18 protein-coding genes and 1 pseudogene are annotated in these 22,260 nt (G+C 70.7%); 9 read left to right on the forward strand and 10 right to left on the reverse strand.

What is annotated here, in order from left to right; all coding sequences use genetic code 11:
* Positions 1–3: 3 nt before the first annotated feature.
* A complete protein-coding gene (gene treZ, locus OG884_RS24155) occupies positions 4–1,731 on the forward strand; it encodes a malto-oligosyltrehalose trehalohydrolase (RefSeq protein ID WP_326636439.1) in 1,728 nt (575 codons plus the stop codon).
* Between the two features lie 207 nt (positions 1,732–1,938).
* On the opposite strand, the gene OG884_RS24160 is transcribed toward treZ, so the two are convergent.
* Together OG884_RS24160 and OG884_RS24165 are read right to left on the reverse strand one after the other, a co-directional pair.
* Positions 1,939–2,463 (reverse strand): sigma-70 family RNA polymerase sigma factor, encoded by a 525-nt coding sequence (locus OG884_RS24160; RefSeq protein WP_326636441.1) that lies wholly within the window; start codon positions 2,461–2,463, stop codon positions 1,939–1,941.
* 137 nt (positions 2,464–2,600) lie between these two features.
* Positions 2,601–3,512: a MerR family transcriptional regulator gene (locus OG884_RS24165; protein ID WP_326636443.1), complete on the reverse strand. Its 912-nt coding sequence runs from the start codon at positions 3,510–3,512 to the stop codon at positions 2,601–2,603.
* A gap of 192 nt (positions 3,513–3,704) precedes the next feature.
* Between OG884_RS24165 and OG884_RS37595 the strand changes: the two are divergent.
* Together OG884_RS37595 and OG884_RS37600 are read left to right on the forward strand one after the other, a co-directional pair.
* Positions 3,705–4,073, forward strand: a pseudogene (locus tag OG884_RS37595) (deoxyribodipyrimidine photo-lyase); the annotation flags it as partial.
* 199 nt (positions 4,074–4,272) lie between these two features.
* Entirely contained in the window at positions 4,273–4,503 is a 231-nt protein-coding gene (locus OG884_RS37600) for an FAD-binding domain-containing protein (protein WP_442811513.1), read from the forward strand.
* 88 nt (positions 4,504–4,591) lie between these two features.
* Here OG884_RS37600 and OG884_RS24175 read toward each other — a convergent pair whose 3' ends face one another.
* The 6 genes from OG884_RS24175 to OG884_RS24200 form a co-directional block, all read right to left on the reverse strand.
* Complete coding sequence (locus OG884_RS24175; protein ID WP_326636445.1) at positions 4,592–4,942, reverse strand: hypothetical protein; 351 nt, start codon at positions 4,940–4,942, stop codon at positions 4,592–4,594.
* A 99-nt stretch (positions 4,943–5,041) separates the two neighbouring features.
* The gene (locus tag OG884_RS24180) at positions 5,042–5,719 is read right to left on the reverse strand and encodes a uracil-DNA glycosylase (protein ID WP_326636447.1); all 678 of its coding nucleotides are present in this window, start codon (positions 5,717–5,719) and stop codon (positions 5,042–5,044) included.
* 82 nt (positions 5,720–5,801) lie between these two features.
* Positions 5,802–6,677, reverse strand: a complete 876-nt coding sequence (locus OG884_RS24185) for a carbohydrate ABC transporter permease (protein ID WP_326636448.1) — start codon at positions 6,675–6,677, stop codon at positions 5,802–5,804.
* Positions 6,674–8,155, reverse strand: a complete 1,482-nt coding sequence (locus OG884_RS24190; protein WP_326636450.1) for an ABC transporter permease subunit — start codon at positions 8,153–8,155, stop codon at positions 6,674–6,676. The genes OG884_RS24185 and OG884_RS24190 overlap by 4 nt, the downstream gene beginning before the upstream one ends.
* Positions 8,156–8,167: 12 nt before the next feature.
* Positions 8,168–9,487 (reverse strand): ABC transporter substrate-binding protein, encoded by a 1,320-nt coding sequence (locus OG884_RS24195; RefSeq protein WP_326636452.1) that lies wholly within the window; start codon positions 9,485–9,487, stop codon positions 8,168–8,170.
* Between the two features lie 108 nt (positions 9,488–9,595).
* A complete protein-coding gene (locus OG884_RS24200) occupies positions 9,596–10,852 on the reverse strand; it encodes an ABC transporter substrate-binding protein (RefSeq protein WP_326636454.1) in 1,257 nt (418 codons plus the stop codon).
* A gap of 140 nt (positions 10,853–10,992) precedes the next feature.
* Between OG884_RS24200 and OG884_RS24205 the strand changes: the two genes are divergently transcribed.
* From OG884_RS24205 to OG884_RS24215, 3 genes are all read left to right on the forward strand, one after another.
* Positions 10,993–11,490, forward strand: a complete 498-nt coding sequence (locus OG884_RS24205) for a PadR family transcriptional regulator (RefSeq protein WP_326646980.1) — start codon at positions 10,993–10,995, stop codon at positions 11,488–11,490.
* Positions 11,490–12,230 (forward strand): ABC transporter ATP-binding protein, encoded by a 741-nt coding sequence (locus OG884_RS24210; RefSeq protein ID WP_442811740.1) that lies wholly within the window; start codon positions 11,490–11,492, stop codon positions 12,228–12,230. The genes OG884_RS24205 and OG884_RS24210 overlap by 1 nt, the downstream gene beginning before the upstream one ends.
* A 101-nt stretch (positions 12,231–12,331) precedes the next feature.
* Entirely contained in the window at positions 12,332–14,611 is a 2,280-nt protein-coding gene (locus tag OG884_RS24215; protein WP_326636458.1) for an ABC transporter permease, read from the forward strand.
* Between the two features lie 39 nt (positions 14,612–14,650).
* Here OG884_RS24215 and treS read toward each other — a convergent pair whose 3' ends face one another.
* Both treS and OG884_RS24225 read right to left on the reverse strand, forming a co-directional pair.
* The gene (gene treS, locus OG884_RS24220; protein ID WP_326646981.1) at positions 14,651–16,348 is read right to left on the reverse strand and encodes a maltose alpha-D-glucosyltransferase; all 1,698 of its coding nucleotides are present in this window, start codon (positions 16,346–16,348) and stop codon (positions 14,651–14,653) included.
* A 475-nt stretch (positions 16,349–16,823) separates the two neighbouring features.
* Positions 16,824–18,482, reverse strand: coding sequence for an asparagine synthetase B family protein (locus OG884_RS24225; protein WP_326636460.1), 1,659 nt, complete (start codon positions 18,480–18,482; stop codon positions 16,824–16,826).
* 71 nt (positions 18,483–18,553) lie between these two features.
* Here OG884_RS24225 and OG884_RS24230 point away from each other — a divergent pair, with 71 nt between their 5' ends.
* From OG884_RS24230 to OG884_RS24240, 3 genes are all read left to right on the forward strand, one after another.
* Positions 18,554–20,461 carry a glycosyltransferase gene (locus OG884_RS24230; protein ID WP_326636462.1) on the forward strand — a complete coding sequence of 636 codons (1,908 nt, stop codon included), beginning with the start codon at positions 18,554–18,556 and terminating at the stop codon, positions 20,459–20,461.
* 255 nt (positions 20,462–20,716) lie between these two features.
* Positions 20,717–21,373, forward strand: coding sequence for a DALR anticodon-binding domain-containing protein (locus OG884_RS24235; RefSeq protein WP_326636464.1), 657 nt, complete (start codon positions 20,717–20,719; stop codon positions 21,371–21,373).
* A gap of 43 nt (positions 21,374–21,416) precedes the next feature.
* Positions 21,417–22,229, forward strand: a complete 813-nt coding sequence (locus OG884_RS24240) for a neutral zinc metallopeptidase (RefSeq protein ID WP_326636466.1) — start codon at positions 21,417–21,419, stop codon at positions 22,227–22,229.
* Positions 22,230–22,260 lie beyond the last annotated feature (31 nt).

Here is a 22,260-nt window from a genome sequence, read left to right on the forward strand (position 1 = left end):
TCCATGTTCGAGGTCTGGGCACCGCGGGCGACGACGGTGGACGTGGAGATCGGCGAGGTTCGCCACCCGATGTCGTCCGCGGGCGGCGGCTGGTGGTTCGCGGAGGTGCCCGGGGCCGGGCACGGCACCGACTACCGGTTCCGGCTGGACGGGGGCGAGGCGCTGCCCGATCCCCGTACCCGCTGGCAGCCGGAGGGGATCTTCGGCCCGAGCCGGGTCTACGACCACGACCGCTTCGAGTGGGGCGACGCCCTGTGGCGGGGGCGTGACCTGCCGGGCTCGGTCGTCTACGAGCTGCACATCGGCACCTTCACCCCCGAGGGCACCTTCGACGCGGCGATCGGCAAGCTGGAACACCTGGTGGAGCTCGGCGTCGACTTCGTGGAGATCATGCCGGTACCGCCGGTGCCCGGCGGGCGCAACTGGGGCTACGACGGCGTGGACCTGTGGGCCGTCACCGACAACTACGGCGGCCCTGACGGGCTCAAGCGCCTCGTGGACGCCTGCCATCGGCGTGGGCTCGGTGTGATCCTCGACGTCGTCTACAACCACCTCGGCCCCTCGGGTAACTTTCTCGCCCCCTTCGGCCCCTACTTCCACTCCAGTGCCTCCTCCTTCTGGGGGCAGGCGGTCAACCTGGACGGCCCCGGCTCCGACGAGGTGCGTGCCTACTTCGTCGGCAACGCGATGCAGTGGCTGCGCGACTACCACATCGACGGCCTGAGACTGGACGCCGTGCACGCCCTGCACGACGACCGGGCCGTTCACCTGCTGGAGGAGATGGCCGCCGAGACGGAGGCGCTGTCGGCGGCGGTGGGCAGGCCGCTGACGCTCATCGCCGAGTCCGACCTCAACGACCCCCGGCTGATGTCCCCCCGCGAGGCCGGAGGGTACGGCCTGGCGGCTGCCTGGAATGACGACGTGCACCACGCCCTGCACGTGGCGGTGAGCGGGGAGCGGCACGGCTACTACGACGACTTCTACGGGGCACTGCCCAAGGTGTTGACCCGCGCCTACTACCACGACGGGACCTACTCGTCCTTTCGGGGGCGATCCCACGGCCGGTCTGCGGCCCACCTGCCCGGCTACCGCTTCGTCTGCTGCGCGCAGAACCACGACCAGATCGGCAACCGCGCGGAGGGCGACCGGCTGGCGCCCGGGGTGCTCCGGCTGGCCGCCGGGCTCCTGCTGACCTCGCCGTTCACCCCCATGCTGTTCATGGGGGAGGAGTGGGGGGCGCGCACGCCGTTCCTGTTCTTCACAGATCACGTCGAGCCGCAGCTGCGTGAGGGCGAGGCCGACCGGCGGCGACGGGAGTTCGTCGGCTTCGGCTACGACGACTGGGCGGAGAAGGCCCCCGACCCCGGCGAGGAGCTGACGTTCCTGCGCTCCAAGCTCGACTGGAGCGAGCTGGACGACGACGCCCACCGGGCCCACCTCGACTGGTACCGGGCCCTGATCGCGCTGCGCCGGGCGCATCCCGAGCTGACGGACCCGAGGCTGGATCGGGTCCGGGTCGACCACGGCGAGTCCTGGCTGGTCGTCCATCGGGGAGGGCTCAGGGTGGCGGCCAACCTCGGTCCGGTCCCGCTCACCGTCAGGCTCGGGCCAGGACGGTTCGCGCCCGGCCACATCCTGCTCGCCTCTGACCCGTCGGCGACGGTGCGGGGAGAGGAGCTGTCCCTGCCCGCCCGCTCTCTCGCGGTGGTGAGACTGGATCCGCCCGGCTGACCACCGCGGTGGCCGGAGGCTCAGACGGTCACCTGGCGCCCGTCTGAGCCACCACCCGCCCCGCCCGCCGGTAGGCCACGGGGTGGTGTGGGCCGGCCGCCGCATCCTGTGCCGGGTGTGGAAGGACACCGGGTCCCGGGGTCGCCGGTCGCTCTCCAGCAGCGCGCGGAGCCGGAGGTGGGCGAAGATCCGCTCCATGACAGCCGTTCACGCCGCGGCCGGGGTGAGGATGTCGGACAGGCGGCGCAGACCGCGGGCGGTACGGGCCTTGACCGTGCCGAGCGGGACGCTCAACCTCTCGGCGATCTCCCGCTGGGTCAGGTCGCCGTAGTAGGCCAGTTCGATCGCCTGGCGCTGTGACTCGGGCAGCTTGGCCAGCGCCCGGCGCACCTGGTCGCGCTCGGCCATGCCGTCGCCGTCGACCCTGCCGTCGTCGCCGGCCGGATCCGCCACCACGTCCAGCGGCACCGTAGGCAGGGTGCGCATCCGAAGCCGGTCGACCGCGCGCTTGTGCGCGATGCCGAGCATCCAGGCGGGGAGGCTGCGGGCCGGGTCGAAGCGGTGCCGTGACCGCCAGACCTCGGCGAACACGACCTGCTGAAGGTCCTCGATCTCCTGCTGCGGTACGAATCGCCGAAGGTAGGAGCGGATGAGGGAACCGTGGGCGCGGAAGCACTCGGCCAGGGCCGCATCGTCGCCCTCGGCGAACCGGATGTTCAGGGTGTCCGTCATGACGCCTCCGCTCACCGAGAAAACTTATTCAAAACCTATTCATACCTGGCCGGTCGACATGATCGCAAGCAGGGCACGGTGGCACGCCGATCAATGGGAGGGAGAAGGGGGATCCGGCCCGCAGGTAAAGGCCGTGCCTAGGCCAGGGCGGTGAGGACGCGGGTGAGCGCGTCCTGGAACGACGTGACGTGGCGGACCGATGTCGGCAGCCCCTCCCGCCAGCCCATACCGCCCGCGACGACCAGGCTCGGCGGACGGAGCACGGGCAGCGACGCGAGAGGGGCAGGGTCACCGGTGGCGGGCAGCTGGGACCAGACGAAGACCACCGAGGGGCCCAGCCGGCGCATCGCGTCCGCCAGCGCCGGGTACGGGGTCCTGGCGCCCAGCACCCGGGTCTCCACCCGATGGTCGGTGGTCAGCGTGGCGGCCAGTGCGTAGATCGGCAGGCTGTGCTGCTCGTCCTCGGCGCAGGCGAGCAGCACGGGGCGAGTGTTGACCGGCCGGGCGGGGCGTGCGGTGAGCCGGATCAGCGCCGCCAGCAGCCGGTCGGAGAACAGGTGCTCGATCTCGACGCTCGCGCCGCTCTCGGCCTGGCGGTCGCAGATCGTCTCGAAGACCGGCATCACCAGCCGCTCCCAGGTCCACGGTACGCCGTTCCTGGCCAGCGACGCCTCCATCCAGTCGTAGACGGTTCGGCTGTCCAGCGTCATGGCCGCCCGCGCCAGCATCGCCGCCGTGGGGATGCCGGGCCGCTCCGCCAGGGGGGAGGGGATCTCCTCGGTGCGCACCTCCGGAACCGCCGATGGGACGGCCTCGACCCGCAGGACCTCCCGTGCCGCGTCGGCGGGGGGAACTCCGCTCCTGATGAGCCGGTTCATCTCCTCCAGGCGCCACAGGTCGCGGGTGTCGTAGCGTCGATGCCCCCCGGGGCTCCGGCGGCTCGGGCCCACGCCGTAGCGTAGGTTCCAGGTCCGCAGCGTGGGGGCGGGCACGCCGAGGCGTCGTGAGACGGCGCCGATGCCGTATCCCGGCTCCTCATCAGCGGTCACCTGTCGCTGCTTTTCCATCATCCCATTTCAAGCCCGCTACTGCCCTACCAGCGTGACAGGCGACATGAGCGGTCGCTCCCTGGACATTCCTTCGAGTTCCGAGCCCCCGGCGGATGCAACCGGCGGAGCGTGACCCGGCGAAAGGAAAACGTGACCGATACTGTGATCGTTTTGTTCAGCCGCGACCTCCGGGTGCACGACCACCCGGCGCTCGCCGCTGCGTGCGAGCGCGCACGCCATGTCATACCACTCTTCGTCATCGACCCCGACATACCTGCTGGCAACCGTCTGGGATTTCTCGCCGAATGCCTCGCCGACCTGCGCGGATCGCTCCGTGAGCGGGGCGGTGAGCTGGTCGTGCGCAGGGGTGATCCGGTCGCGGAGACGATACGCCTGGCGAGGGAGTCGGGGGCCGGGGCGGTCCACGCCGCCATGGACGTCAGCGCCCTCGCGCACCGCAGGCAACGGCGCCTGGCGGCGGAGTGCGAGCGCGCGGGGGTGGAGTTCCGCGCCTTTCCCGGCCTGACGGTCGTGCCGCCGGACGCGCTCAGGCCGTCGGGCGGCGGTGACCACTACCGGGTCTTCACCCCCTACTGGCGGGCCTGGAGCCGGCGACCACGCCGGGAGGTGCTCAAGGCGCCCGGCATGGTCCGTGTCCCCGGGGCCCTGAGCCCCGGCAGGCTACCCGAGCCCGGACACGAGACGTATCGACTGGCGTGTCGGGGCCGACCACTTCTTCGAGCGGCTGCTCGACGGCGACGTGGCCAACAACTACGGCAACTGGCAGTGGGTCGCGGGGACCGGCAACGACACCCGGCCCAACCGGCCCGTCAACCACATCCGGCAGGCCAAGAGGTACGACCCGGACGGCGAGTACGTCCGCCGCTACGTCCCCGAGCTCGCCGCCCTGCCGAAGCGGGTGATCCACGAGCCGTGGAAACTGCCCTCGGGCCTCCCCGGCTACCCCGCGCCGCTCGTCTCCGTGAACTGAAGTTGAGTGCTCCGGTACCGAAAACCCCGCCGGTGGGCGGCCTTTCCGGCCGGAAAGGCCGCCCACCGGCGGGGTTACGGGGGCGCTCTCAGTGCCGGTGGTCGTGACCGGCGTGCTCGTGGTCCTCGTCCTCGTCCTCATCCGAGGGGCCGTCGGAGGGCTCGACGCCCAGCACGGCCTCGCGGGGCTCGATCTGCTCGACGTGCTCGATCAACCCCAGGACGTGATCCGGCTCGATCAGCCACTGCAGCGCCGTGGCGCCGGTCTCGTCGGCCGAGACCAGTTCGGCCTGCTCCTTGCGCTCGTCGTCGTCCAAATCGGCGTCAGGGTGGTTGATCTCCTTCAACGCGGCGGCCTGCAGGGAGGCGATGTCCTGCACCTCCACGGTCAGCTCAACAGTCAGACGCAGATAGCGTTCGGTGCCCGATTCATCACTCATGGTGGAAATCCTAGTGCCTGGTTAGGGTCGGACAGGGCCTGGGACCTGTCCGTTGGATCTTTTGCCTGCTGCTCCTCGCCGTAGGATCCGCGGGACGGGCTAGGGGAGCTTCCACTCCACGGGGAGCGCGCCCTGCTGCTGGAGAAGCTCGTTCGTCTTGCTGAACGGGCGGGAGCCGAAGAAGCCGCTGCGGGCCGACAGGGGGCTGGGGTGGGCCGACTCGATGGCCGGGACCTTGCCGAGCATCGGGCGCAGGTTACGGGCGTCACGCCCCCACAGGATCGCCACCATCGGCTGCTCGCGCGCGACGAGGGCCTTGATGGCCTGCTCGGTGACCTCCTCCCAGCCCTTGCCCCGGTGCGAGGCGGGCTTGCCCGGCATGACGGTGAGCACCCGGTTGAGCAGGAGCACGCCCTGTTCGGTCCAGGGGGTCAGGTCGCCGTTGCCCGGCATCGGCAGTCCGAGATCCTCGGTGAGCTCCTTGTAGATGTTGCGCAGGCTGGCCGGGATCGGGCGTACGTCCGCGGCGACGGAGAAGCTCAGACCGATGGGATGACCCGGCGTGGGGTACGGATCCTGCCCCACGATCAGCACCTTGACCTGGTCAAAGGGCTGCTGGAAGGCGCGGAGCACATCGGCCCCGGACGGAAGGTACTGCCTGCCCTCCGCCACTTCCCTCCGGAGGAACTCGCCCATCTCGGCGATCTTCTCGGCGACGGGTTCCAGGGCCTTGGCCCACCCGGCTTCCACAACTTCGTTCAAGGGACGTGCGGCCATGTGCAGGACCCTATCGATGTTTTAGGCCCGGTACGGCGCGTGCCGGAAATCAGCGCGCGCCGCACCGGGCCTGCCCCTGTTTCTACTTCACCGAGCCGGCCATCATCCCCTGGACGAAATACCTCTGGAAGGCGAAGAAGAGGATCAACGGGATGATCAGCGACAGGAAAGCGCCTGGCGCAAGAATGTCCACGTTGGTCCCGAATTGCCGCATCTGGGATTGCAGCGCCTTGGTCATCGGCTGGTTCTCGGTGTTGGCGAAGACCAGGGCGACGAGCAGGTCGTTCCAGACCCAGAGGAACTGGAAGATGCCGAGCGAGGCGACCGCGGGCTTGGCCAGCGGGAACACCACGGTCGAGAAGATCTTCCACTCGCCGGCGCCGTCCATGCGCGCCGCCTCAAGCAGCGAGCGGGGGATACCCGCGAAGAAGTTGCGGAGCAGGAAGATGGCGAACGGAAGCCCGAAGGCGACGTGGAACAGGACCACGCCCGCGATGGAGCCGAAGATGCCGACCGTGCCGTAGAGCTTCGCGATCGGGATCAGCGCGATCTGGATCGGCACCACCAGCAGGCCGACCACCACGAGGAAGAGCGCGTCCCTGCCGGGAAACTCCATCCAGGCGAACGCGTACGCCGCCATGGCCGCGATGCCGATCACCAGGAGCGTCGCGGGCACCGTGATGAACACGGTGTTCCAGAACGACGCGGTGAACCCGCTCGCCAGCAGGTCGGTGTAGCTCTTGAGGGTGAACTCGGCGGGTTTGACAAGAGCGGTCCACCAGCCGGTGGAGTTGTTGGCCGTCTCCTCACGGAGCGAGACCACGAACAGCCCGAGGGTCGGGACCAGCCAGAAGATGCCGATCAGCACCAGCACTGCCTGGACCAGGCCGCCGCCGATCCGGTCGACGACGCGGCCCGCCGCGCTGCGCGGTGGAGCGCCGAGGGTGGAGGTGGTCACTGGTTGTCCCTCCTGAACCGGCGGATGTTGAGAATCATGAAGGGCAGCACGAGGATCAGCAGGAAGATGGAGAGCGCGCTGCCCAGTCCCTGGTTGCCTCCGCCACCGAAGGAGACCCGCCACATCTCCAGCGCGATCACGTTGGCCTGCGGCTGCACCGATCCTGGCGCGATGACGAAGACCAGGTCGAAGACCTTCAACGTGTTGATGATCATCGTGACGAACACGACGAGCAGCACCGGGGCGAGCAGCGGGACGGTGATCTTGCGGAACACCTGCCACTCGGTGGCGCCGTCGATGCGGGCCGCCTCCAGCGCGTCGCGCGGGATGGCCGACAGGCCCGCCGCGATCAGCACCATGGAGAACCCGGCCCAGACCCAGATGAACGCCCCGATGATCGCCGGGGTGATCAGGGCCGGTCCCAGCCAGGGGATCCCGTTGAAGGCCGCCTGGAAGTTCGACTGCGGCAGCCGCACCTGGTAGTCACCGGGAGCGAGGCCGGTGAAGCGGAAGGTGCCGTCGGCCTCGGTGCGGGCGGTGGCCTTGACGGCACCGTCCCGCACCGCCTCCACGGTCACCCCGACCAGCCCCTTCTCCGTCGGATCCACCCGGTTGACCGCTCCGCCGCCGCCCTGGGTGAAGTCCACCCACACCGTCCCGGCCAGTTCGCCGGGACCCGGCTGGGCCGCCTTCGCCGACGCGGCCGAGGCGAGGGAGTCCGGCTTCACGCCGACCAGCGGGACGAGCACCGCCTGTCCGGGAGCGGCGGCCTGCCTGCTCAGCACCGCGCCCTGCGCGGCGATGACCGGTGCCTGGTCGTTCTCCCTGGGACGGGCGTCCGGGTAGCCCTGATCGGAGCCGAAGAGGCCGGTCACCGAGGTGATCACGGCGTTGGCCACGCCCCGGTCGGGGTCCTGCTCGTACACCAGGCGGAAGATGACGCCCGAGGCCATCAGGGAGACGGCCATCGGCATGAACACGATCAGCTTGAAAGCCGTGGCCCAGCGGATCCGCTCGGTGAGCACCGCGAAGATCAGGCCCATCACGGTGACCAGGAGCGGGGCCACCACCACCCAGATCAGGTTGTTCCTGATCGTGACCAGGGTGGCGGAGTCGCTGAAGATCGTGGCGTAGTTCCCCACGCCGACGAAACCGTCGCCGTTGGCGTCGTAGAGGCTGCGGAAGATCGAGTAGATGATCGGGTAGATCACCATCACGCCGAGCAGGAGCGCCCCCGGCAGCAGGAACCAGATCGCCATGCTCGGCGGCGGTCCCAGCCGGGTGGCCCTTTTCGCCGACGCGATGGTCCAGGAGGGGCCGGAGGGCTTCGGCGCCTGGCCGGCGGGAGCGGCGGGTTGGGGTGTGCGGACCCCGGCGCCGGCGTCGGGCGCCGGTCGCCGGGTGTCGTTCGGTCCGGGGGAGGACCCGCCGGCGGCGTCGCCGTGCGGGCCCTGCGGGCCGTCTAACCGGTCGGTCACGGCCTCTCTCCCTTACTTCCAGGCTTTCTTGGCCTCGGCTTCGAGCTTCTCCTGGATGCCCTTGACGTCCGAGGGGTCGCGGACGAAGTCCTGCAGGAGCTTCCACTGACCCTTGCCGTCCGTGCCGCCGAAGGCGCTCGGCGCCAGGTCGGACATGTCGTAGCGGACCGCGTCGCCGGCGGAGATGATCGTCTGGGCGAGCTGCTTGGTCAGCTCGGCGGGGTAGTTGTCGGGCGAGACGTTGCGGTTGGGCGAGAGGTAGCCGGGAAGCTTCGCCCAGACCTCGCCGCCCTCGGCGGAGGCGAGGAACTCCAGCAGGGCCATCGCGCCCTCGGAGTCCTTCAGCGCCACCGCGATGTCGCCGCCCAGCACGACCGGCTCGGTGTCACCGGCCTTCGGGAACGGGAAGTACTTGGCCTCCTCGCCCAGCTTGGCGCCCGACTCCTCGGCGGTGGTGCCCACGAAGTCGGCCTCGATGACCATGGCGGACTTGTCCTGGCCGTAGACCTGGGTCACGCAGGTCGGGAAGTCGGTCTGCAGGGCGCCGGAGGAGCCGCCGAGCAGGAACTCCTTTTTACCGACGAGCTGCCCGATCTTCTCCAGCGCGGTGGTCACGCTGGGGTCGGTCCACGGGATCTCGTGGTTGGAGAGCTTGGTGTAGTTCTCCGGGCCCGCGCTGGACAGGTAGACGTTCTCGAACAGGTCGGTCAGCGTCCAGCCGGAGGCGCCGCAGAGGGAGAACGGCGGGGTGCCGGAGTCGGCGATCGTCTGGGCGGTCTTGATCAGGTCGTCCCAGGTGGCCGGAGGCTGCGCCCCCGCGTCCTGGAACGCCTGGTCGCGGTACCAGATGAGCGACTTGTGAGCCGCCTTCACCAGCACGCCGTAGGACTGGCCGCCCGCGGAGCCGAGCTCCTTCCAGTACGGGGTGTAGTTGTCGTCGATCTGCTTCAGGACCTCGGCGGTGAGCGGCTTGAGCGCCTTCTGGTCCGCGTACTGCTTGACCAGGCCCGGCTGGGGCAGGATCGCGATGTCCGGTGGGTTGCCGCCCTGGATGCGGGGACCGAGGTAGGCGCCGGTGTCCTCGCCGGTGGAGGCGTAGGTGACCTTGGCGCCGGTCTTCGCCTCGAACGCCTTGAGCACTTCCTGGAAGTTGGTCTGCTCGGGGCCGGTCCACTTGGCGGCGACCTCGATGGACACCCCTTCGAGGGTCTTGGCGGCGGGTGCGGACGCGCTGCCGCTCGCGGCCGGTGCCGGGGCGGGCGACTCGCCCCCGCACGCGGCGAGTGCCAGGGCGAGCCCCGCCGTCGTCACTGTGGCAATGGTCTTGCGCATGCTGAACAGACCTCCTGAGATGTCGAGGCTTTGGCATAGGGGGATGGATGGGGACGTGCGAGCGGCCGAGATGGGATGACGGCTCCTGCCAGGGGGGGCGCCCCGGCGTCAAGGAGCCCGGATGATCTCGACGAGCTGGCCTTTCATGGAGGCGACAACGTCGTCGCCGGCCTCCTCGAAGGGCGGGGTGAGCGCGTTGGAGACCGCGCTGGCGATCACCAGGCTCAGCTGGTTGTAGTTGGCGCTGGCGGGCCTGGGGCGGGCGGAGAGGATGCTCTGCTTCAGGACCGGCAGGTAGGGGAAACGCTTGATCAGGGCGGGGTCGTCGTACAGCTCGGCCCACACGGGCGGGAACGAGCCGTCGGTGAGTACCCGCCGCTGGTTCTCCAGGCCGGTGAAGTAGCGGATGAACTCGACGGCCGACTTCTGCCGCTTGGAGAAGGCGCTCACCGCGAGGTTGTAGCCGCCCAGCGAGCCGGTTCCCGGGCCGCTCAGCCCGGGAAGCCTGGTGACCCCGAACCTGTCGGCGATGGACGAGAGGGTGGCCGGCCCGTACGCGTGCGGCCAGTTGCGGGCGAAGGCCAGCCTGCCCTCCTGGAAGGCCAGCCGCGACTCCTCCTCCTTGAAGGAGAGCGACTCGGGCGGGATCCACCCCTCCCGGAACCCGTCCACCAGGAAGTCCAGGCCGGCCTTCGCCTTGGCCACGTCCATGGTCACCTCGGTGCCGTCCGGGCTGAGGATCTGCCCGCCCGCCGACTGCACGGCCTCGGTGAAGTTGACGGTCAGGCCCTCGTAGGCCAGGAACTGGCCCGCGTAGCCGCCGATGTCGTACCTCTCGTGCAGGGTGCGCGCCTGCGTGCGGAGTTCCTCCCAGGTCTTCGGCGGTTTGAAACCCTGCTTGGCCAGCAGGTCCTTGCGGTAGTAGAGCAGCCCCGCGTTGCTGGTGTACGGCACGGCCCAGAGCTTGCCCTGGTAGACCGCCGTGTCGACGACCGGCGGTAGGAACCGGTCGAGCGGGAACATCGTGCGCTCCAGTGGCAGGATCCAGCCGGCATCGGCGAACTCCGCGGTCCGGACCACGTCCAGTGCCAGCACGTCGTAGCGGTCGCTCTTGGCCTGCAGGTTGGCGACCATCTGGGCGCGCTGCTCGTCGGCCGCCTCGGGGAGTTCGAGCAGGCTCACCCGCTCCTGGGGATGTGTCTGGTTCCACCGGTCCAGCAGCGGTTGCAGGTACGCCGTCGTGTCGCGGCCGATGACGAGGGTGAACGGGCCGGTTCCACCGAACCGCTCGGTCTCCCGCGTGCCGGCAGCCGAGCACCCCGCCAGGAGAAGCACGGCGAGCGCGATGGGGATGAGTCGGCGCACCGTTTCCTCCTGATTTCCAGCTGTTTACATACGCGTTAGGTAGATGCATGCATGTTATGCATAGCGATAACATCATCGTCAACGGATGAACACGTAACGCTCACGTAACGAGCTTTCCGAGGAGGTGGGGCGTGCGGCTGATGCTGCTGGCGCTCCTCGCGAAGGAACCTGCCCACGGCTACGAGCTCAAACAGGCGCTTGAACAGATCTTCGGTAGCGCCTACCCTTCACCGAACATCGGGCAGATCTACGTTACGCTCGGCCGTCTGGAGAAGGACGGTCTGGTGCGCGCCGTGGACGTCGAGCAGTCCAACCGGCCGAACAAGAAGGTCTACTACCTGACGGCCGCGGGCCGCGAGATCCTCGACACGTGGGTGGACGAGCCCACCGAGGGGCCCCGGGTCCGGGACGAGTTCTTCATGAAACTCGTGCTGGCCCCGATGACCGGCATCGCCGACAGGATGGCGATGATCAACCGCCAGCGCCGTCACTACCTCGGACTCATGCGTGACCTCAACGAACTCGCGCAGCAGACCGATCCGGGCAATCGGGTCGCGCTCCTGCTGGTCGAGGGGGCCATGCTGCACCTCCAGGCCGACCTCGACTGGCTCGAACGCTGCCAGGAGGACCTGAGTTGATTTCTCCCGTGGTCGACACAGTCAACCTTGTCAAGATCTACCAGGACGGCGGGGTGCCGGTGCCCGCCGTGCGGGGGGTCGACCTGCGGGTGAGCGCGGGGGAGTTCGTGGCGGTCATGGGGCCGTCCGGGTCGGGCAAATCCACGCTGGTCCACATGATCGGCGGTCTTGAGGCCAGGACCAGCGGCGAGATCTGGCTCGACGGGCAGCGGGCCGACACGCTGAACGAGAGCGCCTGGGCGCTGCTCCGCCGCCGGAAGATCGGCTTCGTCTTCCAGTTCTTCAACCTCGTCGCCAACATGACCGTGGCCGACAACGTCGAGCTGCCCGCGCTGCTGGCCGGGGTCAGCGCGCGCGAGGCCCGCCGGCGCCGCGAGTACCTTCTCGGCGAGCTCGGCCTGACCGCTCGCGCCGACGCCGCGCCCGCCCAGCTCGCCGGAGGCGAGCAGCAGCGGGTCGCGCTGGCCCGCGCGCTGGCCAACAAGCCGAGCCTGCTGCTCGCGGACGAGCCCACGGGCAACCTCGACAGCCGCAACACCCGCGACGTCCTGCGCCTGCTCGGCGAGGTCCACCGCGAGGGCCAGACCGTCATCATGGTCACCCACGACGCCCGAGTGGCGAGCCTGGCCGACCGGGTGGTCTCCCTCCTGGACGGTCAGGTCGTCGACGACGGCGGCGCCGGCCTGGTCCGCCGCCGTCCCAAGGGCAGCGCGGGCGACGTCGTCGAACTGAGAGGCTGACCGATGCGCCCCCCCTCTCCCCGGATCCTGCCCGCGGGGACCGTCCGGCCCGCGCTCTCGCGGCCCGCCGGGTTCGCGGCCTCCCCGGCCGGCGCGTCGCGATGAGCACCGTCCGCGCCTCCTACCGGTGGATCCGGGCCGACCTGCGGGCGCGCAGGGCACAGGCGCTGCTGACGGTGCTGGCCGTGGCCGGGATCGTCACGGCGCTGATCACCTCCGCGACCCTGCTTGAGGACGGCACCAACCCGTGGCGCGGCCTGTTCGCCGAGTCCAGGGGAGCGCACGTGTGGATACACACCAGGGACGCCCCCGAGGTGGCCGCGCTGTCGAGACTCCCCGGCGTGGTCCAGGTGGCCGGCCCCTACCGGTCGGCCCCGGTCACGCTCACCCTGGACGGGAAGAAGTCGCCGGTGGCGCTGCGCGAGATGTCCGCGACGCCGCCGAGGGTCGCGGTCCCCCTGATCCGGGAGGGGCGCCCGCTCCGCCCCGGCGACACCGACGGAGTGGTCGTCGAGCGCTCCTTCGCCAGGGCGCTCGACCTGAGGGTGGGCGGCCCCTTCCCGGTGACGGGGCTCAACGGCGCCACCCACCCGCTCATCGTGGTCGGCCTGGCCGACAGCGCCGACCAGGGCTTCTACCCCGAGTGGACGCCCGGCCTGGCCTGGACGCTCGGGCTCGTCCTGGCGCGGGTCGAGCCCGCGCTGGGCCGCAGCGAGTCGGTCACCGGGCTGCGCCTGGCCGACGGCGAGGCCACGCTGCCCGCCGCCCACGGTGCCGTCACCCTCCTGGAGGGGAAGATCCAGCGGATGTCCACCTGGCGCGAGGTCCGGGCCTCGATGGAGCTGGACAACCGGCTGCTCGGCCTGCTGCTCGCGCTGTTCGGCATCACCGGGCTGGTGGCCGCCGCGCTCGCCATCGCCAACGCGGTGGGCGGCCGGGTGCTGGCCCAGACCCGCGACATCGCCACCCTCAAGTCCCTCGGCTACACCCGGGGCCAGGTCTTCGCGGTGCTCATGGCCGAGCACGGCGCGCTCGGGCTGCTCGGCATCGTCATCGGACTCCTCTGCGGTCAGGTCGCCGCCTCGTTCGTCCTGGACGGGGTGCCGATCCTGCCGCTCTCGCCGGTCCCGCTGCTCGCCATAGCCGGTGGCACCGCCGTGGTGGTCTGCGTGGCGGTGGCCCTGCCGGCCTGGCGCGGCGGGCGCACCCCTCCCATCCCCGCGGCCCCTGCGGCGCCGCCCCGGGGGCACCTGTCGAGGCTGGCGAGGCTGGCGCTTCTGCTGCGACTGCCGCCCGCCCTGGTCCTGGGCACCCGCGACGCCTTCACCCGGCGCGTCCCGGCGTTCCTGAGCATCTTCGGCGTCGCGATCCCGATGATGATGATCACCATTGGGCTCGGCTGCTGGGCCACCCTGGACGACTTCCTGCGCCGCCCCGAGCAGGTCGGCCAGGCGGCGGCGCTCACGGTGCGCCCGGACAAGCTCCCGGCCGGCGACGCCCTGAAGATCGCCAGGGCCGACCCCGAGGTGCTGGCCGCCTATCCCGGCGCCGAGGTGCTCGCCCTGGAGCCCGAGCAGACCAGGAGCGTGCTGGCCCGCGCCGCAGGCACCTCGACCGAGCCGTACCCCTTCTCGGTGGTCGAGGGCAGGATGTACGCCGCCAGGGGAGAGGCGGTCGCCGGGCAGGGGCTGCTCGACCTGCTGGGTGTGAAGATCGGCGACCGGGTCCGGCTGACCGTGGGCGGCACCCCGCTGATCGTGCACCTGGTGGGCCGGGTGGTGGAGCCGGACCAGGACGGGGAGGTGCTCTCCTTCGGCATCGACAGCCTCGCGGCCAAGGACGCGGTACCGCCGCAGTTCTACAGCCTGGTGCTCAGGCCGGGCGCGGACCCGGCCGAGGTACGGGCTCGGCTGCTGGCCGCCTCGGGAGAGGCCCTTGAGGTGCACCGGGTGGTCAACCCGGCGGAGCGGCTGGCGATCATCCGGGTGGTGATCGTGGCGCTGATCGGCGTGCTCGCCCTGCTGGGCCTGGCCAACCTCCTCACGGCCGCTGCCCTGGGCCTGCGCGACCACGCCTTCGATCTCGCGGTGCTCAAGGCCATGGGCCTCACGCCCAGACAGGTGGCCGCCACCCTGGTCACCGGGACCGGCCTGCTGATCGTGCTGGGCGTGGTCGCGGGCACCGCGGCCGGGGCCTCGCTGGTCGGCGGGCTGATCGACCTGCAGGGCCACACCAGCGGCGTCGGCGCCGGCATCGGCCGTACGCCCTCGGCCCTGACGCTCGCCGTCGCGATGCTCGTCGCGGTCGGCTCCGCCCTGCTGGTGACGCTGATCCCGGCGGCCCGCGCCGCCCGCGCCCAGGTCCCGGTAACGGCGAGATAGCCCCGGGACACGCGTCCCGGGGCTGTCTCGGAGTCGTTCTCAGGCTTTGAGCGAGAACCAGTAGAAGCCGTGACCCGGCAGGGTCAGCAGGTAGGGCAGGGTGCCCACCGAGGGGAAGTGCACCCCGCCCCTGGCCTCGACGGGGGTCATCCCCGCGAAGCGGCACAGGTCGAGCTCGACCGGCTGCGGATACTTCGACAGGTTGTTGACGCAGAGCATCAGATCGTCCCCGTCCTCACGGACGAAGCTGAGCACCGCCGGGTTGCTGGACCACAGCTCGTTGTAGACGCCGGTGCCGAAGACCGGGTGTTCCCGGCGGATCGCCAGCATGTTCCTGGTGAAGTGGAGCAGCGAGGCGGGGTTCCGCTGCTGCGCCTCCACGTTGACCGCCTGGTAGCCGTAGATCGGGTCCATCACGGCGGGCAGGTAGAGGCGTCCGGGATCGGCCGTGGAGAAGCCCGCGTTGCGGTCGGGGCTCCACTGCATCGGGGTGCGGACCGCGTCGCGGTCCTCCAGCCAGATGTTGTCACCCATGCCGATCTCGTCGCCGTAGTACATGACCGGGGAGCCGGGCAGCGAGAGCAGCAGTGCGGTGAACAGCTCGATCTGGTCGCGGTCGTTCTCCAGCAGCGGGGCGAGGCGGCGCCGGATGCCGAGGTAGGCTCGCATGCGCGGGTCCTTGGCATACTCGGCGTGCATGTAGTCGCGCTCCTCCTCGGTGACCGTCTCAAGCGTCAGCTCGTCGTGGTTACGGAGGAAGATGCCCCACTGGCCGCTCTCGGGGAGCTTCGGGGTCCGCGACATGATCTCGGAGATCGGCTCGCGGCTGCCCCGCCGCACGCCCATGAAGATGCGCGGCATGAGCGGGAAGTGGAAGGCCATGTGGCACTCGTCGCCGCCGGCCGCGGGATCGCCGAAGTACTCGACCACGTCCTCGGGCCAGCCGTTGGCCTCGGCCAGCAGCACCCGGTCGGGGTAGAGGCGGTCGACCTCGGCGCGGACCTTCTTCAGGTAGGCGTGGGTCTCCGGCAGGCCGGAGCAGTCGGTGCCCTCGCGCTCGAAGAGGTAGGGCACCGCGTCGAGACGGAAGCCGTCGATGCCCAGGTCCAGCCAGAAACGCAGGACCTCCAGCATGGCCTCCTGGACCGCCGGGTTCTCGTAGTTCAGATCCGGCTGGTGGTGGAAGAAGCGGTGCCAGTAGTACTGCTTGCGGACCGGGTCATAGGTCCAGTTGGACTCCTCGGCGCCGACGAAGATGATCGGCGCGTCGGGATACCCGGTCGGATGATCGGACCAGACGTAGAAGTCGCCGTACGGGCCCTCGGGGTCGTGCCGGGACGCCTGGAACCAGGGGTGCTTGTCGCTGGTGTGGTTCATCACCAGGTCGGTGATGATGCGCAGGCCCCGCCGGTGCGCCGACTCGATCAGCTCCACGAAGTCTCCGAGATCGCCGAAGTCCGGCAGGATCTTCATGTAGTCGGAGATGTCGTAACCGCCGTCACGCAGGGGAGACTCGTACAGCGGAAGCAGCCACAGGCAGTCGACGCCGAGCCACTGGACGTAGTCCAGCTTCTCGATGAGGCCGCGCAGATCACCCGTGCCGTCGCCGTTGGAGTCCTTGAACCCGCGGACCAGCACCTCGTAGAAGACCGCGCGCTTGTACCACCGGGGGTCGGCCGAGACGAAGTCCTCGGCCACTGACTCCGGGGAAGGGGAGGGGAGGGGGGATGGATTCATCGTGTTCTCGCTCACGGTGATAAAGGGCAGGACGAAGTCACCGGAAGCTCCGGCTGATGATGTTTGGTGACCGCGCCGCCGGGAGCCGTCATCCCCACGAGCTCCATGGCCTTGGATGGGCCGAATTTGTGATTCGGAGCCATCCGTTGTGGCGCTTTCTGGGCCGAACACTACCAGCCGACCGAACCTCTCGAAGCCCCCTTGGCGTGGTACGCCGCCCCCGCCCCACGGAATCGCGGCGCGCATCGCGCCGTGCCCGCGTAATCGCCGCGTCGCTCACCGTTTTCCTGCGCGAAACATGACACGCCCCAAGGGGGTGACCTCGGCTTATGTCCGCGGACCCGGCAGGCGCGCGCGTCGCCGGACGGGGACGCGTTTCAGTCTTCTGCGAGGGGGCGGAATCCGATTCCGGGGGCGCGGGAAGGCTCAGCCGGGCCGTGTGGTACGGACCCGGCGGGTGGACGGCGTCGGGAGGTCAGTCCCAGGGCGGGGTGAGGTCGGGGAGGCGGTCCCGGTAGTCGCCGAGCCAGGCGCCGAACAGCACCAGGCCGCGTACCCAGAAGCGGTCGTTCCAGCCGTTGAACCGGGTCAGGCCGTCGGGGCCCTCGGCGATCACGGCGTGGAACCGCTCGGACAGCAGCGAGGGCACGGCGTCGGCGACGAGGGTGAGCATCCGGTGGCCGTACTCCCTGGCGGGTGCGGCGGCCGAGCGGAGCGGGACCCGCACCAGCGGCTGCTTGACCACGTTGGTGGAGGGCAGCGCGGCCACGCGCGGGTCGGCCGCGTACAGCAGCTCGCGGTAGAAACGCCCCTGGTCCTTGCGGTTCACCCCCACGGAGAGCGCCGCGTCGAAGAAGTCGGGGTGCATGAACGGCGCCGTGAACGAGACCTCGGGGCCGACCAGGTTGACCGGGGAGCGGGCGATGCCCCGCGCCGTCCTGGTGTGCAGGACCGACAGCGGCAACTCCGCCCGGTGACCGTTGAGCATGGAGGTCGACTGGGTGAAGGCGTGCCCGACGCTGTCGGTGATCCACTCCTCGGCCCGCTCGGACAGGAAGGGCGTGGAGGGGGAGCCCAGCGCCAGCGAGCCGAGCAGCGCGGCCTTGCGCTCGGCCTGCGTGGAGGCCTCCAGCGCGGCCCCGCTGACCATGAAGTTCTTCAGCAGCGGCCCTCCGGCCAGCCCGTCGACCAGGGTCCGCCCCGCCCCGTGCACCTCGCGGGCGAAAGGGGTGTACCAGGCGTGGTGCGGGGTGAGGAACTCCAGCCGCCGCGCCGCGGCCAGCGCGTCGTCGGGGTAGGCGGCGGCGTCCTGGGGGATCACCCGATGGCGCACGCCCAGCTCGCGGGTTATCGCCTTGGCGAAGACGATGTCGGTGTCGGTGCCGTCGTCGGGGCTGGTCGTCCACGACTCCACGTCGGCGCCGCGCGCCACCGCCACCGAGCAGAGCAGCCGCGAGTCGTAGCCGCCGCTGACCGGTACGAGCAGCGGGCGCCCGTCGAGCTCCTTGTAGACCTCGTGCAGGATCTCCAGGATCTCCCCGGCGGACCTGCCCGCCTCGTACGGCTCCTCGCGCAGCCACCGGGGCAGCATCCGCTCGACGGAGATCCGGCCCGACGCCCGGTCGAAGACCATCGCGCTCGCCCCGGCCAGCCGCTTCACCTGCGTGTACGGGGTGTCGTCGCGCAGCGGGAAGGTCAGCTGGATGATCGAGGCCCAGGCGTCCCAGTTGATCTCGTACGGGGTGCGCGCCAGGGAGAGCAACGGTTCGAGCAGCGAGGAGAAGTAGAGGGCCCCGCCGCGGAACAGGTAGTAGACGTCCACGAGGCCGAGGCCACCGGCGTGCAGGGTGATCCGCTCGCCGTCGTCGATCAGGCCGGGCGTCTCGTAGGTCTCGGCCACGGTGATCCACGGCGCCGCCCCACCGGGCTTGCGCTCCCCCCAGGCGAAGGCCCAGGTGTGCTCGTCCCGCTGATAGGGCGGCAGCGGGGAGGAACTGAACAAGGCCGCGCCCTGGTCCTGGACGGCGGGTCTGACCCGCGGCCCCGCCCCGCGCAGCGTCTCCAGGACGGCCTCGTCGAGGTGTCCGATGCCGCCGCAGACGTACGGCCTCACATTGAACGTCGGCCACTGCACCGTGCTGACTCCTCTGTGTCGCGATTGAGCAAAGGGTATCCTTTCGCCCGGCTGAGGAAACGGAGGACGGCGTGGCGGGCGACCAACTCGAAAGCACACGGCAGGCGTTACGGGAGGCGGTGGCTCACGCGGAACGGGCCTCCGAGCTGGCCCGGCTGCTTGACGCGGCACAGGCCAAGATCGCTGACGCGGAGCGGGTGGCCGAGGAACTGCGCGGGGTGCGAGAACTTCTCAGCGAGACCGAGGAGCGGCTGGAGGCCGCGAACGCGGCCGAGGAGAAGCTCCGCAGGGACCTGGCGGAGCAGCGTTACCAGGCCGAGGTGGCCAGGTGGAAGCTCTCCTCGGTGCAGGTGGCCCGCTGGTCCCGGCTCGGCGACGCGATCAAGACCGGCAAGAGCAACCCGGTGCGGCTGGCGCGGGGCCTGCGCGGGGCGGCCAAGCCCGCCAAACGCCCGACCGCTCCCAAGCGCCAGCCGGTGCCGCGCAAGAGCGGTGACAAGGCGCCGGTGCCCGGGGCGTCCTTCCAGGCCACCAGCTCGGTCAGAACCGTCGGCGGCAGGTCGGTCAAGCTCAAGCCGTTCCGCGTCCCGACCGGGCCGAACACCCGCCCGCACCTGACCGCCGCCGTGATCTCCTCACCGCACGGCGAGGCACTGCTGCGCTACGAGTGGCGCCAGAGCACCGGCTTCACGCCGAAGGACTTCGCCCGGGTGCTGGCGGCAGAGGTCCCGCACCTGCTGCTGGTCGAGTCGGTGACCGAGGGGCCGTGGGCGCAGGAGCTGCGCCGGCCGGGGCAGGGGCTGCGCGCCCTGCTGTCCTGGTGCGGGGAGCGGGGCATCCGCACGGTCTTCTGGCACACCGGGGGCGAGGCGGCCGACTTCACCGCCGCGGCCAGGCTGTTCGAGCACGTCGTGACCGCGCTGCCCAAGTCCGTGAGGGCCTGGGGCGCCGCGCTGGCGGCCCAGGAGCCCGAGCCGGGCCGCCGGGCGCCCTCACTGGGAATCCTGCCCTTCGCCATCCAGCCGCGTGTGCACAACCCGCTGCCACTGGTCGGGGATCGGTTCGAGCGGGTGCTCTCGCTGGAGGAGCTGCTCCCCGGGCATCTGTCGTATCCGGACGTGCTCACCTCCTACCGCTGGCCCGTCGCGGTCGACTGCCCGCCGGGCACGGAGCCCTGGCGGATGGCCGAGCTGGCCGCCTGTGGAACCTCCATCGGCACCGATCCCGACCCGCGCCGGGCTCACCTGGCGCTCCGCCAGGCGTACGCCTCGGGCACGATGACCAACAAGGTCGACGACCTGCTGGAGGCGATCGGCCTGCCCAGCGGCCGGGCCACCCTGAACATCTCGGTGATCATGATCGACCGGGGCGACCTGGAGCACACGCTGGCCCAGATCGCGCCGCAGAAGGGAGTCGTCCAGCTGGTGCTGCTGTCGGACGTTCCCGACGCCGCGGCGCGGGCCCGCGCCGCGCTGCCCGAACAGGTGCACGTCACGGTACGCCGCCCCGACCCCGGACTCACCACGGGCGGCATGCTCAACCGCGCCCTCGACCTGTGCCAGGGCGACCTGGTGGCGGTCATGGACGCCCGTGACCGGTACGGAGAGCACTACCTGACCGATCTCAGCCGGGCGTTCCTGTTCACGAGCGCCGACATCGTCGGCAAGGCGGCCTACTACGCCCACCTGCGCGACGTCGCGGCGACGGTGTTGCGCCAGCCCTCGGCGGAGTACTCCTACCTCCCCGATGTCGCGGGTGCCACCCTGCTGGCCCGCCGCACGGTGCTGCGCGGCATCGGCTTCGCCGACGTCTCGGAGAACTGGGCCGAGGTGCTGATGCGCCAGTGCCGTGCGGACGGGATCAAGGTCTTCTCCGCCGACCGCTTCGGCTACGTCTGCCTCCGTGACCGCGACCGCTGGCTGCTCGGCTCGGCCCAGCTCGTCGACTACGGCCCGGCCGACCCGCACGCCCTGATCTGACCGTCGTACATCCTCGGTCCGCCTGGTCAGGGCGCGGCAAGGGCCAGGGAAGGGTGCGGGAGAGCGCGGCAAGGGGCCGGTCAGGGCCTGGGAAGGGCCAGGTAGCGGCAAGGGCCAGGGAAGGGCCAGGCAAGGGCCAGGCAAGGGTCCGGAGTCGGGCCCCGGCCCTGCGGCGGCGGGAGCCGGGGCCGTCCGGGCGGGATCTGCACGGGATCTGCACGGGATCTGTGGGCGGCGGACGGCTAGGCTGCCGGGATGACGCCCGGCGCGCTCGGCGAGGTCCTCGGCCTGCCGCCGATCCCCAGGGGGACGTGGGCCGAGGAGGCGATCTACGTCTCCCCGGCCGCGCTGCGCCGGGGAGAGGCCCCCGAACAGATGGCCGGGTGGCTCCGCGCGCTGCCGGGGATCGCGGCCGTCCGGGTCCTGGCCGGTGGCTTCCTGGAGATCGCGGTGTCCGTGCCCGGCGAGCTCGTCACGGAGATCGGCGCGCGCGTCCCGCCCGTCACGGGCACATCCCCGTGGGCCGACCTCCCCAGGACGTGGGCCAACCCCGGATTCGTCGTCAGGTACGCGCACGCGCGGGCGGTCGCCGTGCAGCGCTGGGCGGTGGAACTGGGCGTCGGCGGGGCCTTCAGGCCCGAGCTGCTCGACGGCCGCAGGGACAGGGCGGTGCTCAGGTCGCTGGCCGAGGTGCCCGGCAGGCGGGTGAGCCGGGATCCCGGGTGGGCCGCCTACGCCGAGCACCTGGCCCTGGCCTACCACGACGCCTTCGAGGGAGCCGCCGCGCTTCCCGTCGGTGACGAGGAGCCGTCGGAGCTGCACGCCGCCCGCGTGCGCCTGGCGCGGGCCGTACGTGACGTGCTGGCCGAGGCGCTGGCCGTGCTTGGTGAGACAGCCCCCGACAGATTGTGATAGACCCTCTCAAAGAAGATCAAAGGGATCAGGGGAGAGGCGAATGGGCGGTCCCCGCGACTGGGAGGCGTACGAGCCGCGCCGCCCCGGGATGATCCGGCGGGTGCTGCCGACCCTGCTCGCCTTCGCGGTGATCTCCGGTGGGCTCGTCTACCTCGGCGACGATCTGCGTGAACTCCTCGGAACCGCGCCAGGCTCGCCCCGTTCGGTCGCGGCGAAGCACCGCCTCTACGAGGAGACGGGGCCGATCGACGCCCGCTGCGGCACACTCCCGCGAAACCTCGACGCCGACGCCCGCGCGTCGCTGAAGGCCCTCTCCGGGTGCCTGGACCGGATGTGGGCGGTCACCCTGGCGAAGGCGGGCATCGACTACGCGGCGCCGGAGGAGGTGCGGCTGATCGCCGCCTCCGAGGAGGCCGCCTGCGGGATCGACGACTACGACTGGGCCGGGGTCTACTGTCCCGACTCCCACGTCGTCAACGTGCTGGTCGAGGACGAGCGGGTCTTCCCGATGATGTTCACGCTCGCGCACGAGTACGCCCACCACGTTCAGGAGGTCAGCGGGATCGCCGACCAGGGCGGTTCCGAGGCCTTCGACGAGGCGTGGTCGCGGCGGCTCGAACTCCAGGCGGACTGCCTGGCGGCGGCGACGCTGCGCATCGCCGCGCCACGCCGGCTGAAGAGCCTGCGCGGCTTCGCCGGGCGCGATTCCGGCGCCGAGGACGATACGGAGGCGGCCTACCGGCAGTCGCACGGCTCGGGCGCCAGCAGAGCCGAGTGGATGCGGCACGGCCAGGAGGGCGGCACGGTGGCGGCCTGCAACACCTGGGGCGCTCCCGCCGAGCAGGTCTCCTGAAGATCAGATCGCGGTGCGACATTAAAATATG

The sequence above is a fragment of the Streptosporangium sp. NBC_01755 genome, assembly GCF_035917995.1.
In the GTDB taxonomy this organism is placed as follows: domain Bacteria; phylum Actinomycetota; class Actinomycetes; order Streptosporangiales; family Streptosporangiaceae; genus Streptosporangium.